Source organism: Streptomyces sp. NPDC046887 (assembly GCF_040644755.1).
In the GTDB taxonomy this organism is placed as follows: domain Bacteria; phylum Actinomycetota; class Actinomycetes; order Streptomycetales; family Streptomycetaceae; genus Streptomyces; species Streptomyces lichenis.
The window spans coordinates 119,395-134,580 of record NZ_JBEYXH010000019.1 but is presented as its reverse complement, the minus strand read 5'-3'; the positions used below and the strand labels follow the sequence as shown (position 1 = coordinate 134,580).

Annotated in this window: 11 protein-coding genes; 6 read left to right on the top strand and 5 right to left on the bottom strand. The window is 73.6% G+C overall.

What is annotated here, in order from left to right:
• Positions 1–119 precede the first annotated feature (119 nt).
• Genes ABZ945_RS19315 through ABZ945_RS19295 form a run of 5 tightly spaced genes read right to left on the bottom strand, consistent with a single transcriptional unit; the run spans position 120 to position 5,053 of the window.
• Positions 120–788: a hydrolase gene (locus ABZ945_RS19315; RefSeq protein WP_361270746.1), complete on the bottom strand. Its 669-nt coding sequence runs from the start codon at positions 786–788 to the stop codon at positions 120–122.
• A 50-nt stretch (positions 789–838) separates the two neighbouring features.
• The gene (locus tag ABZ945_RS19310) at positions 839–1,816 is read right to left on the bottom strand and encodes an alpha/beta hydrolase (RefSeq protein ID WP_361270744.1); all 978 of its coding nucleotides are present in this window, start codon (positions 1,814–1,816) and stop codon (positions 839–841) included.
• A 57-nt stretch (positions 1,817–1,873) separates the two neighbouring features.
• Positions 1,874–2,599, bottom strand: coding sequence for a GPR1/FUN34/YaaH family transporter (locus ABZ945_RS19305; protein ID WP_361270741.1), 726 nt, complete (start codon positions 2,597–2,599; stop codon positions 1,874–1,876).
• A 46-nt stretch (positions 2,600–2,645) separates the two neighbouring features.
• Complete coding sequence (locus tag ABZ945_RS19300) at positions 2,646–3,152, bottom strand: DoxX family protein (RefSeq protein ID WP_361270739.1); 507 nt, start codon at positions 3,150–3,152, stop codon at positions 2,646–2,648.
• Positions 3,149–5,053, bottom strand: coding sequence for an amidohydrolase (locus tag ABZ945_RS19295; RefSeq protein ID WP_361270766.1), 1,905 nt, complete (start codon positions 5,051–5,053; stop codon positions 3,149–3,151). The genes ABZ945_RS19300 and ABZ945_RS19295 overlap by 4 nt, the downstream gene beginning before the upstream one ends.
• Positions 5,054–5,659: 606 nt before the next feature.
• Here ABZ945_RS19295 and ABZ945_RS19290 point away from each other — a divergent pair.
• The 6 genes from ABZ945_RS19290 (at position 5,660) to amrS (ending at position 15,182) form a co-directional block, all read left to right on the top strand.
• The gene (locus tag ABZ945_RS19290) at positions 5,660–8,392 is read left to right on the top strand and encodes a hypothetical protein (protein ID WP_361270763.1); all 2,733 of its coding nucleotides are present in this window, start codon (positions 5,660–5,662) and stop codon (positions 8,390–8,392) included.
• A 235-nt stretch (positions 8,393–8,627) separates the two neighbouring features.
• Positions 8,628–10,682 (top strand): beta-1,3-glucanase family protein, encoded by a 2,055-nt coding sequence (locus ABZ945_RS19285; RefSeq protein WP_361270737.1) that lies wholly within the window; start codon positions 8,628–8,630, stop codon positions 10,680–10,682.
• Between the two features lie 141 nt (positions 10,683–10,823).
• Positions 10,824–11,798 (top strand): carbohydrate-binding protein, encoded by a 975-nt coding sequence (locus ABZ945_RS19280; RefSeq protein WP_361270735.1) that lies wholly within the window; start codon positions 10,824–10,826, stop codon positions 11,796–11,798.
• A 42-nt stretch (positions 11,799–11,840) separates the two neighbouring features.
• Complete coding sequence (locus ABZ945_RS19275; protein ID WP_361270732.1) at positions 11,841–12,881, top strand: AraC family transcriptional regulator ligand-binding domain-containing protein; 1,041 nt, start codon at positions 11,841–11,843, stop codon at positions 12,879–12,881.
• A 468-nt stretch (positions 12,882–13,349) separates the two neighbouring features.
• Positions 13,350–13,685 (top strand): ferredoxin, encoded by a 336-nt coding sequence (fdxA, locus tag ABZ945_RS19270; RefSeq protein WP_361270729.1) that lies wholly within the window; start codon positions 13,350–13,352, stop codon positions 13,683–13,685.
• 60 nt (positions 13,686–13,745) lie between these two features.
• A complete protein-coding gene (gene amrS / locus ABZ945_RS19265) occupies positions 13,746–15,182 on the top strand; it encodes an AmmeMemoRadiSam system radical SAM enzyme (protein WP_361270726.1) in 1,437 nt (478 codons plus the stop codon).
• Positions 15,183–15,186: the final 4 nt, after the last annotated feature.

Sequence of the window (15,186 nt, the reverse complement as noted above, 5' to 3'; positions counted from 1 at the left end):
GTTTTGGCGGGTGGCCCGGCCCGCGCTGGCAGCGGCTCCGGTGGAGACCACCTCGACATAGGTGGGGGTGCAGTGGCGCGACACGGCGTGCACCGCCGTCTCCGCGGGGCGGTGGAGGCTCAGCCGGCCGCGTGGGCCCCGATGAAGTGCTTGGCGTAGACGACGCCCAGTCCGTAGGCGCCGGCGTGCGCCTTGACGATGTCCATCACCCCGTCGTAGGTCTCGGTGCGCGCCCAGTCCCGCTGGAGCTCCAGCAGCACCTGCACCCAGGTAACGGTGACCGCGCCGGCCCGGCTCATCCGCTCCAGGGCGTGCTCGTGCGCCTCGGGGGTGACACCGCCGGAGGCGTCGGCGACCACGTACACCTCGTACCCCTGGCTGAGCGCCGACAGCACCGGCAGGACCAGGCATACCTCGGTCCACAGCCCGGCTATGACGATCTTGCGGCGGCCGGTGGCGCGGACCGCCTCGACCAGGTTCGGGTCCTCCCAGGCGTTCATCGAGGTCCGGTCGATGAGCTTGTGGTCCGGGAAGACCTCGGTGAGCTGCGGCAGCGCCGGTCCGGAGAAGGACTCGGCGGCCACCGTGGTGATGACGGCCGGAACCTCGAAGAGTCTGGCCGCCTTGGCCAGTCCCACGGTGTTGTTGATGACGGAGGTGCGGTCGCCGCTGCCGGTGCCGAAGAACATCTGCGGCTGGTGGTCGACGAAGAGGAAGACGGCGTTGTCGGGGGTGAGCAGGTCGGGGCTGGGGACGGCGGTGACCTGGTCGAGGTCCAGCTCGGGCATGGGTGCTCCTGGGTGTGGGAATTCGGGGGGCGGGGTCGGATCCGGTGCGGTCAGAGCTGGTAGAGGGCCTTGCGGAGGGCGCTGACGGCCAGGGTGATCGCGGCCTCGGCGCCCTCGGTGGAGCGCAGGGCGTCCAGCATCACGAAGTCGTGGATGACGCCCCTGACCCGTACCGCGGTCACCGGCACACCGGCGGCCCGCAGCCGGTCGGCGTACGCCTCGCCCTCGTCCCGCAGGACATCGGCCTCCGCGGTGATGACCACCGCGGGCGGCAGACCGGTCAGCTGCTCGGTGGTGGCCCGCAGCGGGGAGGCGGTGATCTGGGCGCGCTCGGTCTCGTCGGTCGTGTACTGGTCCCAGAACCACTTCATGGCGTCGCGGCGCAGGAAGTAGCCCTCGGCGAACTCCCGGTAGGACGGGGTGTCGAAGGAGGCGTCGGTGACCGGGTAGAAGAGGAGCTGGAGGGCGAGTTCCAGATCGCCGCGCTCCTTGGCCATCAGGGTGAGCGCCGCCGACATATTGCCGCCGACCGAGTCGCCGGCCACCGCCACGCGGGAGGCGTCGAGCCCCTGGGCGGCGCCCTCCTCGGCGACCCACCGGGCCACCGTGTAGTTCTGCTCGATCGCCACCGGGTAGCGGGCCTCGGGCGACCGGCTGTACTCGGGGAAGACGACCGCCGCGCGGGCCCCCACCGCGAGCTCCCGCACCAGGCGGTCATGGGTGTGCGCGTTGCCGAACACCCAGCCCGCGCCGTGGATGTAGAGGATCACCGGCAGCGGCCCCTGATGCCCGGCGGGGCGCACGATCCGGGTCGGCACCGAGCCGGTGGGCCCGCCCTCGACGGTCACCCACTCCTCGTCGACCTCCGGCTTGGCGACGGCGCCGGACTGGACCTCGTCCACCGCCTTGCGGCCGTCCTCCACGGGGATCTCGTAGAGGTAGGGAGGGTTGGCCGTGGCGGCGGCGAACTCCGCGGCCGCGGTCTCCAGCACCGGCCGGCGGCCGGGCTGATCGCTCGTCTCGGACATCGGTTGTCACCTTTCATCGTTTTTCATCGGTCGTCATCGGTCGTTACGGAGAAGTGGTCACAGGGTGCGCCGCACCCCCGCCTGCCGTTCCAGGTCGCGCAGTTGTACGGAGAGGTCGCCGTCCACGGCCTCGCCGGCCGGGCCCTTGCGCCCGACGAAGAGGACCTCCTCGCCGGTCATGTCCTCCAGCATCAGCGCGAACGCCGCGAACATCGCCACGGCCGCGAGGAGGAGGCCCAGCGCCCCGGAGACCAGGCCGGCCCAGTGCGCCCCGGTGAGGTTGGCCAGCGCCGCCGCGGTGAACCGCGGGACCGCCGCGCACAGCACGAACCACATCACCCGCTTGCGGTGCGCCACGGTCGCCATCAGCAGGGCGAACAGCGCGAAGACCAGGTTGAGCGCGCCGAGCACCCGGGTGCCCTGGGGCGGGTCCACGGCCAGCACCAATGCGCTGGCCAGCCAGGTGCCGGAGAAGCAGGACATCAGCGAGGCGGCGAGCACATCGCGCGCCCCGAAGGCCAGGATGGCGACGACCAGTTGGAGGACGAAGGCGGGGAGGATGGCCAGCGCCACCGCCCGGTGGGCGCCCTCGCCGAACAGTCCCAGCTGCATGCTGCCGACCAGGACCGAGGCGATGGCCACGGCGAAGAAGCCGACCGGCATCGGTGAGGCGATGGGGCGCAGCGTGATCCGGGTCATCCGCCGCAGATCGGGCTCGAAGTGCCGCCCGGAGGACGGGGATTGCTCCGGGTGTCCGGGGATGGTGGGGGGATCGTCGCTCATGGTGGCCTCTCTGGTGAGCCGTGGGTCGCGGTGGCGGGCGGGTGCGTCACCGGGGCACCGGCGGCGGGTCGGCCGGCCGGTGGAGCACCGCCCGGGTCAGCAACCCGCTGCCCACCCCGGCGGCCGTGGCGAGCGCGGCCCACCAGGGCGCCCAGGGCGCGAGCCCCAGGGCCGCGTCCAGGGACCAGGCGCCGGGGCCGGTGGCCGACAGGGCGGCCGCCGCCACCACCAGGACCAGGGGGTACTCGTAGCCGTCGTTCTGCACCCACAGCCCGTGCCGCCACTTGACGGTGAGGGCCACGGTCATCACGCCCATGGCGACCATGGCCGCGAGCGGGGTGAGCAGGCCGGCGGCGAGGAACAGGCCGGAGCCGATCTGGCCGGCTCCGGCGGCCAGCGCGGTGAAGGCGCCGCCGCGGAAGCCGTCACCGTGGAACTCCTCCACCCCGCCCCGCAGTCCGTGTCCGCCGAGGTGAAAGCTGATCTTCTGCACTCCGTGCCCGGCGATCAGCACGCCGATGACCAGGCGGAGCACCAGCAGTCCGGTGTTCATGAGCCGAAGCAGGGGTCGAAGCCGCCGGGCCGAGGCTCGGGGTCCAGCCCCCGCGCCACCCGCCACTCGTGGTGGCGGGCCGACTCGGCGACGGCCTCCGCCATCATCGAGGCCTGCCGGGCGCCGCTCGCACCGGGCACGCCACCGAGGGAGGCGGACCGGGGGCCGGACTGGTAGCCGCCGAAGTGCGCGACCGGGCTCCAGGCGGGGGTGACCGGTTCGCGGGGCTCGTCCAGCCCCTCGTACTCGGCGGCCGCGTGCACCACCCGGCCGCCGACCACGGTCAGCACCGACTCGATGTGCGGGATGTCCTCGTCCGGGACGGTGAGGTAGTCGTCGGACAGGAGGGCGAGGTCGCCGTAGTACCCCTCGCGCAGGATGCCCTTGACGCCGTCCTCGCCGGTGAGCCGGGCCCCGCCGCGGGTGTACAGCTCCAGCGCCCGCTCCCGGCTCAGCAGATTGCTCCGCGGGTAGAGGGAGAGGCCGCCGACGGTGCGGCCGGTGACCAGCCAGTGCAGCGCCACCCAGGGGTTGTAGGAGGAGACCCGGGTGGCGTCGGTGCCGGCGCCCACCGTGATCCCGTGGTCCAGCATCCGGCGGACCGGCGGGGTGCGGGTGGCCGCCGCCGCTCCGTAGCGGTCGGTGAAGGCGCGGCCCTGGAAGGACATCCGGTTCTGCACCGAGATCCCGCCGCCCAGGGCGGCGATCCGCTCCAGACTGGCGTCGCTGACCGTCTCGGCATGGTCGAACAACCAGCGGTTGCCGGCCGGGAACAGCCCGTCGGCGGCGAGCCGTTCGAAGACGGCGAGATCCCGGCGGATGGTCTCGTCATAGGTGGCGTGGAGCCGGAAGCCCCAGCCGTTCTCCATCAGCAGCCGTACCGCCTTCTCGAACTCGCCCTCGTATCCCGCGGCGAGTTCCGGGCGCGGTTCGGTGAAGTTCTCGAAGTCGGCGGCGGCCCACGTCAGGTTCTCCCCGGCCCCGTTGAGCCGCAGCCAGCCGTCCCCGTCCTCGGGGCGGACCGTCTCGATCCAGCGGGTGAGGTCGGCGAGCTCCTGCCCGGCGGTCTGCGGGAACAGGTGGTAAGCGATCCGCAGGGTCAGCTCGCCGTCCCGGGCGAGTTCGGTCACCGTACGGTAGTTGTCGGGGAAGTTCTGGAAGCCGCCGGCCGCGTCCACCGCGGAGGTCAGCCCGAACCGGTTCAGCTCGCGCAGGAAGTGCTGGGTGGAGGACCGCTGTTCGGCGGGATCAAGGGTCGGGGCCTTGGCCAGGGTGGAGTAGAGGACCAGCGCGGAGGGCGCGGCCAGCAGGACGCCGTTGGGGGTGCCGTCCCGGCCGCGGACGATCTGCCCGCCCGGCGGGTCGGGGGTCTCCCGGGTGAAGCCCGCCGCCCGTACGGCGGCCCGGTTCAGCAGGGCCGACTGGTAGAGGTGCAGCACGAAGACCGGGGTGTCCGGGGCGGCCGCGTTCAGCTCGGCGACCGTCGGCATCCGCCGCTCGGCGAACTGCTCGGCGGTCCAGCCGCCCACCACCCGTATCCACTGCCCCTTGGGGGTGCGGCCGGCCTGTTCGCGGAGCATGGCCAGCGCCTGCCGCAGCGAGCGGACACCGTCCCAGCGCAGCTCCAGCACGTAGTGGAGGCCACCGCGGATCACATGGAGGTGGGAGTCGTTGAGGCCGGGCACCACCCGTCGGCCGAGGGCGTCCACCACGGTGGTGGACGGCCCGGCCAGCGGGGCCAGTTCGCGGTCGTCGCCGAGTGCGACGATGCTGCCGCCGCGGATGGCGACACCGCGCGCCTCGGGCCGGGCCGGGTCGCCGGTGTGGCACCGGGCGTTGCGGATCAGCAGGTCGGCGGGTTCCTCGGCGCCCGCGGACGGCACCAGGCCGGCAACCGGCATGCTGGTCACGTCGCTCACCTCCGGTGAAGTCATCGGGGCTCCGGCCGATGTGCCGGGCCCGGGGTGGTGAGTTCACCGTAGGAGCGCAGGTCGGGAGGGGTCTGTGCCCACCGCGCAGAGGAGTTGACCAGGGGAGAACAGCCCCGCCTGACCGGCCGTACCCCCCGCCCCGACGCTCCGGTCGCGGTGGGCCACCGAGACCCGGCCGGAGGTTCCACGAGGTCCCGGGCCCGGTCCGGTCGCAGGTTCCGTGAGGTCCGGACCCGGCCCGGCCGCGGGTTCCCCAAGGTCCGGACCCGACGGCCGCGCGGGCCGACCCCCGCCCGGCGCGGGTTCCGTGAGGTCCGGGCCCGGCCGGACCGCGGGTCCCACGAGGCCCCGGCCGGACCGCGGGTCCCACGAGACCCCGGCTCCGACCCGGCCGCGGGTTCCACGAGGTCCGGCGTGCGCTGCGGGCAACCCCCGGGTGGATTTCCCCGTCTCCGAGCCCGAGAGCACGTTCGAACCCCGAATCTGCTCGCCCACCACGGGGGTTGAGGAGGAGCCTTGATAGCTGGCCGGAACGCATGGGCCACCGCGGCGGCGGTGCTCACGGTGGCGGGGGTGATGGCGCCCGGGGTGGCGCACGCCGACCCGGTACCGCCCGACACCCGCGCCACCACCGCGGCGCGCGGCACCACCGGGAACGACCTGCCACCCGGCTGGCGGGTCACCGGCGCGGACGGGGGCGACCAGCTGGAATGGCGCTCGCCCCGGCCGGTGCCGCACGGCGACGCCCGGGTGGAGTTCCACGCGAACGGCCGGCTGGTGGGCGTGCCCGAGGCCGCGAACGACGGGCGGACCTTCCGGCTCCCGCTCGCAGCCGCCGGTGGCGCCGACCTGAGCGTCCTGGAGGTCCAGGCGGCCGGGCGCCGACTGGACGAGGGGCCCGGCGGCGAGAAGCGCGGGCGCCGCGCCGCCAAGCCGCCCAAGGTGACGCTGCCGCCCCAGCTGCCCGCCGGGGCCGTGGACCCGGGCAAGCCGGGCTCGTACGCCACCACCACCGGCGAGTACGCGCTGCCCTCGGTCAAGCTGCCCGGTCTGCCCGCGGCCGTGGAGATGCGCGGGGTGGTCGTGGCGCCGAAGGGCGCCCCCGGCAAGCGGCCCGTCGCCCTGTTCCTGCACGGGCGGCACTCGACCTGCTACGTGCCCGGGAAGGAGGAGACCTCCATCGACTGGCCGTGCGCCAAGGGCAGCAAGCCGATCCCCAGCCACCGCGGCTACCTCCGCGACCAGCAACTGCTGGCCTCCCAGGGCTATGTGACGGTCTCGATCTCCGCCAACGGCATCAACGGCCAGGACGGGGAGATCGAGGACGCCGGCGCCCAGGCCCGCTCCTCGCTGGTCCGCACCCATCTGGCCCGCTGGGCACAGTGGGCGGCCGACCCGGCGAGCGCGCCGGAGGCCGTACGCAAGGGCCCCAAGGCGGACCTCTCCAAGGTGCTGCTGGTCGGGCACTCGCGCGGCGGCGAGGGCGTCAACCGCGCGGCCATGGACAGCCTCTACCCGCCGCCGCCCGCGCAGGACGGCGCCCGGGGCAAGGTCCGCTGGACCATCCGCGGCACCGTGCTGATCGGGCCCACCATCTTCGGCCAGAACCCGGTCGCCGACGTGCCCTCGCTGACCGTCCTGCCGGGGTGCGACGGCGATGTCTCCGACCTCCAGGGCCAGGTGTACGCGGATGGCACCCGCGGCGTGAGCCAGGGCAAGGCGCTGCACAGCTCGGTCTACATGGTCGGCGCCAACCACAACTACTTCAACAGCGAGTGGACGCCGGGCCAGGCCCAGGCACCGGCCGGGGACGACTTCTACGACGACTCCGAGACCCCCGACCCGCTCTGCTCGCCGAAGGCCCCCGGCCGCCTCACCGCGGACCAGCAGCACCGGGCCGGTGCCACCTACATCGCCGCCGCGGCCCGGCTGTTCGTCGCCGGTGACGACCGGGTGCGCCCGCTGGTGGACGGCACCGGACGGCGCGCCCCGTCCGCCGACCCCGCCCGGGTGCTCAGCCACGCGGTGGGCGCCGGGCGCGGCGCGGGCCTGCTGCCGGACGGAGCGGTGACGGTGGCCGGCGGCGGCCGGCTCTGCGACGCGGTCGCCCCGGGACGCAGCGCCTGCCTCAGGGAGAACGCCCCGGGCCAGTCCCCGCACTTCGCCCGCTGGGTCCCGGAGCACGAGGCCGGCCGCCGGGCGGTCGCCCTGTCCTGGAAGAAGCCGGGCACCGCGACCCGGGTGGCCCCGGCCAAGCCGCTCTCCGCCAAGGGCGCCGAGTCCCTGGCGCTGCGGCTCGCGGTCCCGCCGAACAGCAGCGGCACGACGTTCGACGTGGCGGTCAAGGACGCCGCCGGCAAGCGGGCGGTCCTCGGCAACGTACGGGTGGACGGGCTGCCCGGCACCGACCGGACCGCCTCCTACTGGGCGCAGGAGGTGCGGGTCCCGCTCACCGCGGCGGTCCGGGCCCGGCTCGACCTGGCCAAGGTGGCGTCCCTGGAGCTGGTCCCGCGCTCCGGCTCCGGCCAGGCGCTGCTGATCGACGCCTGGGCCTGGCGCCCGGGGACCCCGGCGGTGAGCAGCGCGGCGCTCACCCGGGTCGACATCGGGCGGCTGACCGTCAAGGAGGGTGACTCCGGCGTCCGCACCTACCAGGTGCCGGTGCGTACCACCGGCAAGGGCAAGGGCACGGTCCGGCTGTACGTCGTCGACTCGGCCACGGGTAAGACCACCGGCCGGGTGGTCCAGGTCGGCCCGGGCACCGAGGGCATCAAGGTGCAGATGAAGGTCAAGGGCAACAAGCGCTACGGCTGGGACGAAGCCCAGACCATGGTGGTGAAGGCCGTCCAGGGCGCCGTGGTGGGCTCGGAGTCCGGTGGGGTCCTCGCCAAGAACGACGACCCGATGCCGAAGGTGACCGTACGGCCGGTGGCGGCCTCCGTCACCGAGGGCGCGGCGCTGACCTGGCGGGCCTCCCTCTCGGCGCCGGCGGACGTCGACATCTCGGCGTTCGGCAAGCTGGAACCGGTCACCGGCGGCCGCCCGGAGCTGTCCACCGCCGACGTGGACCGGGAGTGGCTGGCCGAGCTGGTGGGCGAGGTCCCGGGCACCCCGGTCCCGCTCTCCCGGCTGGACGCGTCGCTCTGGCTGAACATCCCGGCCGGTCAGACCAGCGGTGAGCTGACCGTTCCGACCGTCAAGGACACGGTCGCCGAGCCGGTCGAGCATGTCCGTATCGCCGCCCTCCGCGGCGATCAGGACCAGACGGTGGGCCAGCCGCTGGAGGGCGCCGTCCGCGACGCGCCGTGACCAGCGCACCGTGACGTGATGTGACGTGACGGGGCCGGGGGCTCCGGGCATCCGACGATGCCCGGAGCCCTCTGCCGTTCGGAGCCCACGGTCGCCTCCGCCCCCCGCCTCGATCCGGCCACACCCAGGGGCGAGAACCGGCCGGAAGGATCAATCCGGTGGCCGTCACCGTCAACACGGCCCCGCCTCCCCGTCCCTAGGCTCGGCGCAGCCAAGCACAAAGGACGCATCACGTATGTCTCGTAGAGCCGCCAAGCCGCTGTGGGCCCGCAGGAGATTCGTCGCCGTCTCCGCCGCCGGCGGGGCCGCCGTACTGGCCGGGGTCGGCACCCGGGTGTTCGCCGGTCAGGACGAGGCCACCGGCCCCCGGGTCACCCTGGTGAACGAGTCCGGCCGCGGCGCGGCCTTCGCCTATATCGCGGCGAACCTGATGAAGGGGCAGGTCTTCGAGGGGCACGCCTTCCTGGACCCGGCCACCGGGCGGCTGGTGCCGGTGCCCAACCCGTCCGCCGACGGCCAGGACCTCTCGTCGTTCCTGCGGCGCTTCCGCATCCCGTTCGGTCAGGCCCTGACCCTGCGGGAGCGGCTGATATCGGGCCGGGTGTGGTTCGCCCTCGACAGCGAGCTGCCGTTCAGCGCCAACCGGCACCCCGGCCGGGCAGCCGGACTGCTGGTGCAGCCCGCGCCCGGCACCCCCTCCGATCCCACCTACGAGATGCTGTGGGACTACTGCGAGTTCACCTACGACCAGCGCGGGATCACGGCCAACATCTCCATGGTGGACGCCGTCGGCCTGCCGCTCGCCCTGAGGCTGGAGCCGGCGAGCGGGCCGGTGCAGCAGGTCGGCGGGGTGGGCCCGGGCGGCACCGCGCGCCTCGCCCGCGAGCTGGCCAGGGCCGGCGGCGACTGGGCGGCCTGCCCGGTCCACGACAAGCGCGGGCGGCTGGTACGGGTGACCAGTCCCGCCAAGCTGGACGGGCTCGGCACCCGGGTCTTCCGCGGCCACTACGCGGACTACGTGGACCAGGTCTGGGACCGCTACCGGGAGGGCAGGCCGGGGCTGCGGATCGCGCTGGGCGAGGTCTGGCCCGGCACGACGGTCACCGGCAACACCTCCGGGGACCGCCTGGTCTTCCGCGGCGTCAGCGACGGCTCCCCCGCCTCGTTCCCCCGGCCCGGCACCCATCTCGACCCCCAGCTCACCGGGGCGGCCGCCCGGCGGACCGCGGAGGCCGACATCTTCGGCTGCGACGGCTCGCTGCACGCGATCAACGCCACCCAACAGGGCCGGATCGCCGCCGTCCTCGGGGCGGCCTTCGCCCGCAGCACCCTGCTGGAGGACGGCATCCACCCGGACACCCCGGAGCGGACCTTCTACCGCGACCAGCCGGTCCACCACTACTCCCGGCTGGTGCACGAGATCGCCCAGGGCGGCCGGGGTTACGCCTTCGCCTTCGACGACGTCAGCCCGGCCGGTGGCAAGGACCTGTCGGGCACGGTCTTCCACTACCGGGAGCCCGACCGCTGGCACCTCACCGTCACCCTGCACTCCCCCGGTACCGCCGCCGCCCCGGGCAAGCCGGCGCCGGCCGCACTCGCCGCGCCCACCGGGGTCACGGTCCTCTCCCGTACGGGGACCACGGCCACGGTGAGTTGGCAGGGCGCCGCCGGTGCCGCCGGGTACGAGGTCAGCCTGGACGGCCGACAGGCCGCCTCGGTCACGGCGACCACCGCGACCCTCTCCTCGCTGCGGCCGGGACGGGACCACCGACTCACCGTCCGCTCGCGCGCCAGGGACGGGCGGCTGTCCCCGCCGTCCGCCCCGGTGACCATCCCCGCGCACCCCGCCACCGGCGGTGGGACCGGCCGGCCGGCCGCCGGAGTGATCGCCGCCGCCGCGTACACCCGGCAGTCTGGGACCCGCGTCGAGCGCTCCCCGGACACCTCCCCCGGCTCCACCGGCCGGCAGGTGTCCGCGGTGTCCGCGGGTGACTGGCTGCACTTCGCCCGGGTCGACTTCGGTACCGCGCCCGCCCGGGTGGTCCGCTGCCGGCTCGCCTCGGGCGCCGCACCCGGGGTCAGCGGAGGCATCGAGTTCCGCCTCGGCGGCCGCACCGGGACGAAGATCGCCGAGATCGACCTCTCCTCCACCGGCGGCTGGGCGGCCTTCACCACCGTGCCGATGAACCTCAGCCGCCCGGTCACCGGCATCCATGAGCTGTATCTGACGTTCATCGGCAGCCGCGCCGACTTCGTCAACCTCGACTGGTTCCGCTTCGACCGGCGTTGAGGCGGGGCCGGCGCCGCGCCCCGCCGCCATACGGTACGGCTCACGTCCCGTACGGCGGCCTCCGCCGATCGACCGGCGCCCCGTACCCGGCGTGGGCCGGGCCGCCTGGGCCATGTCGCGCCCCGAAAGGACCACCTTCCCATGTCCCAGCCCCACGACCGCGGCCCCCGCCCCGACCCCGGCCCCGCGGCTGCCCCGGCGCTGGTGCGGCCCTATGTGCGCCACCCCGCCCCTCCCCCGCCCGGCGGCCCGGCGGACCACCCCGCTCCCGTACCCACCGGCCCCCTCCGGACCGACGAGCCGACCGCGCGGCTGTATGTGGTGGCGCCTCCGCGCACGCCGGAACCGCCCTCTCGCCGGGAACGGGCGGCGGCGAGGCGCTCACGTCCGGGCGGGCGCGGGCTCTCCGGGTACGCCCTGGCCGGAGCGGCCGGCTGCGCCGCCGTCCTGGTGGGCCTGGTGCTCGCGCTCCGCCCCGACGGCGACCCGCGGCCGGACCCGCTGGTGGTCCCCACCGCGCCTGCGCCCCCGGTACCGACCGCGCCGGCACCCGAGCCGACGCGGTCCTCCGCCGTCCAGGGTTCTCCGCGGCCGGACCGGTCGGGCCGACTCCCCGTGCCGAGCGGCTCCCCCGCCGACGCGGTGTCCCCTTCCCCCGCCGGGCTGTCGGCCGCCACCGCCTCCCCGTCCGGTAGCGGTACGAGCGGCGGCGTGCCCGCGACCGGTGACGCGGCGGCATCCCCCGCCGCCGTGCCGAGCGCGATCGGGCCGGTGCCCGCCGGTTCGGGGGCAGGAGCGGTGGCGGCCGGCGGGGGCGGGGCCGATGTCTCGGCGGGCGCCACCCTGCGCTTCCGGCTGGACTTCGGCGAGCAGGGGCTGAGCCGGCTGGCGACCAGGCTGCGGTACGAGAGCGCCGACGGCTCCAGTGCGCTGGTCACCGTGCGCCTGGGCGCACCGTCCGCCCCGCCGATCGGCTCCTTCTCGGTGGGCGACACCGGCGCGGCCGGCTGGCAGATCGTACCGGCGGACATCACCACCACCCGCGACGTCCAGGACGTGTATCTGACCTTCGGCAGCGGTGCGCGCTTCGTCGTGGACTCGCTCGCCTTCTCCTGACGCGCGTTGACACCCCGGCGGCCGCCACTTTCAATGTCCGCCATGCACGAGTCGCCGCCGCCCACCGTGGTGGCCAGTTACGCCAGAGCGGTGGTGGACGCCGGGTCCGGCACCGGCGGGCGGGAGGGCGGGCCGGGGGCCCGTACGGGCGGCCCCGGGGCGCCGGCGCGGTGGCCCTCGGCGCAGCGGCTGCCGTTCGCGGAGGTGCGCGCCCTCTGGGACGAGGCCGTCGGCAACGACGGGACCGGCGACGGCTACGGCGATCCGCATGTGGGTCTGGCGCTGGGCGCGAGCATGGGCCCGGGGACGCTGCATGTGCTGGGCCATCTGGTGGTGGGCTGCGCCAGCCTGGCGGAGATGGTGGCCCTGGTCGAGCGCTTTCACCCGCTGGTCAGCCAGGCGGGAGTGATCGTCTCGCGCCGGGGCCGGCGGGCGACCCGGATCGCGTACCGCCCGTTGGTGCCGGCGCACTCCACCCTGCCGCAGCAGATCGAGGCGATCGTGATCGGCATGGTGACCTCCGCCCGCTGGCTGGCGGGCCCCTCCTGGACGCCGGAGTCGGTGTCGTTCCGCCACCCGGGGCGCGGGGACGGCGCCCTCTTCACCGAGGTGGTGGGCGCGCCGGTCGTCTTCGGTGCCGCCGAGAACGCGCTCACCGTGGACAACGCGGACCTGGACCTGGAGCGCGCGCTGCCCGACCCGGAGCTGGCGACCCTGCACCGGTCGCACGCCGAGCGGCTGCTGCGGGATCTGACGCCGCCTTCGGACCTGCCCGAACGGGTGCGGCGCTGGCTGGCGGACGCGGACCTGGAACGCACCGGGCCCGGGGACCTGTGCGACGCACTGCATCTGAGCGAGCGTTCGCTACGGCGGTTGCTGCACGAGGAGGGGACGTCCTGGCGGGCCCTGCTGAACGCGGCCCGCCATGAACGCGCCCGCCAGCTGCTGGCCCGTACCGACCTCACCCTGGACCGGGTGGCGCAGCTGACCGGACTGAGCGGGGCGGCGGTGCTGGTGCGGGCGTTCAGCCGCTGGGAGGGCGCGACCCCGGGCGCCTACCGCAGGGCGGCACGGGAGAGGTGAATCCCGGAAAGGCCCCTTCCCCTGCGGAACCCTGCGGATCCCTGCGGATCCCTGCGGAAAGGAAGATCCCCTTTCCTACGAGAGGGAAGATCCCCTTCCGCGCGAGAGGAAAGATCCCTTTCCGCTCGAGGGGAAGATCCCTTTCTCCCCGCGGGGTTGTCTTTCAGACATCCGGTGGAGATTGTTTCGGCCCCAGGTGATCTCCCCGCCACCCGGATCCGCCGGTCAACCCGATGAATAGGGAAAGTAAGGCGGCCCTTACTTTCCGCGGGTTGGCCGATTACCGGTACGGACGACCCCTGGACGCCGACTCGAACACCCACCTAACCTTTGCCTAGCCATCGGCCGGATGGATCACCACCCCCGTTCGAACGGGGTGGGATCATTCACCGTGCCTTTCTGCGCGGCGTTCTCCTGAGCACGCGAGCAGGCCGATGACCGCCATGGACGGACCGCCATGGAGGAATCATGACCTTCGTGATCGCTGAACCATGCGTGGATATCAAGGACAAAGCCTGTCTGGACGTCTGTCCGGTGGACTGCATCTACGAGGGTGATCGCACCCTCTACATTCAGCCCGACGAATGCATCGACTGCACGGCCTGCGAACCGGTCTGCCCGGTCGAGGCGATTCACCGGGACACCGAACTGCCGCCGGAATGGCAGGAGTACGAGCGCGTCAACGCCGAGTTCTTCACCGCCACCACCGGCCTCGGCACTCCGCACGGCGCCACCGCGGTGGGCCCCACCGCGACCGACCACGCGTATGTCGCCGCCCTGCCCCGCCCGGCCTCCGCCGGCTGAGGGAGACCGGCCCGCGCACTGCCCCCGTCCCGTCCCCCACCTTCGCCGGAAGGACCGCACGTGACGAAGACCGACTGGAACAGCGAGGCCCGTCCCGCCCGGTTGGAGGAGCGTCTGGACGACGATGTCGTCCGATGTCATCTCAGCCCGAGGAACTGCCGTATACGGCCCGGTCAGCACGGGTTCTGCATGGTGCGCGCGAACCGCGACGGCCGCCTGGTCACCCTGAACTACGGGCGGTCGGTGCACGCCACCGAGGAGACCATCGAGACCGAGGCGGTGTTCCACTACGCGCCCGGCGCCCGGATCCTTTCCATGGGCAATGTGGGCTGCATGCTCAACTGCGACTACTGCCACAACTGGAAGACGTCGCAGGCGCGTTATGTGGAGGACAAGGACGTCTACCACTACACGCCCGAGGAAGTCGTCGACATCGCCGTCCGGCACGGCATCAAGGTGATTTCCTGGACCTACAACGACCCGGTGGTCTGGCACGAGTTCGTGGTGGAGACCGCCGCCCTCGCCCAGGCGGCGGGGATCGTCAACCTCTACAAGTCCGCGTTCTTCATCAGCGGTGAGGCGATCGAGGAACTGATCCCGGTCATCGACATCTTCTCGGTGTCGATCAAATCCCTCGACCCGAAGTACTACCGGAAGATCACCAAGGGGTGGCTGGAGCCCGTTCTGGAGGGCACGGAACAGGTCTACCGGGCCGGAAAGCACGTCGAGGTCTCCACCCTGATGGTCACCGATCTCAGCGACGACGAGAAGACGGCCCGCGAGATGGCGACCTTCGTCGGTGAGCGGCTGGACCCCTCCGTGCCCACGCACTTCGTGCGCTTCCACCCCGACTACAAGATGACCAACACCATCCGCACCCCGGTCGACCGGCTGGAGAAGGCGCGGAAGACGGCCCTGGGCATGGGGCTGAACCACGTCTACCTCGGGAACGTGTACGACACCGAGTCGACCAACACCTGGTGCGGCCAGTGCGGGCAGCTCCAGGTCACCCGCTACGGCCTCAACGCCGATCTGGTCGGCGTGGACGAGCGGGGCGACTGCGCCACCTGCGGCCGCCACGCCGGCATCAGGCTGCTGCCGGACGCGCGGCGCCGGAACAGGGTCCAGGACCTCCCGTCCGGTGGGGACCTCGATGTCGCCGGCTTCGACTGGCACGGCGATGTGCGGGCGCTCCACGTGCAGATGCGCAACACCTCCGAGGCGCCGGCCCGGGCCTACTCCCGCCGCCACGGCGACCCCGCCGCGGACCAGGGCTGGGAGGTCATCGACCTCGCCCCGCGCGAGAGCTTCCGCTATATCGCGGCCAAGAGCACCCCCGACGAGGTGGGCGTGCAGGTGGCCATCCCCCGGCAGTGCGCCTCCAGCCTCCACCAGGTCTTCGACCGCGCCCACTTCCCCACCGTCGAGGCGACCGCCGGCACCCTCAACGAGGACATCTCCCCGCTGCCCCTCTTCCAGCCCGGCACCCGGCGCTGAACGA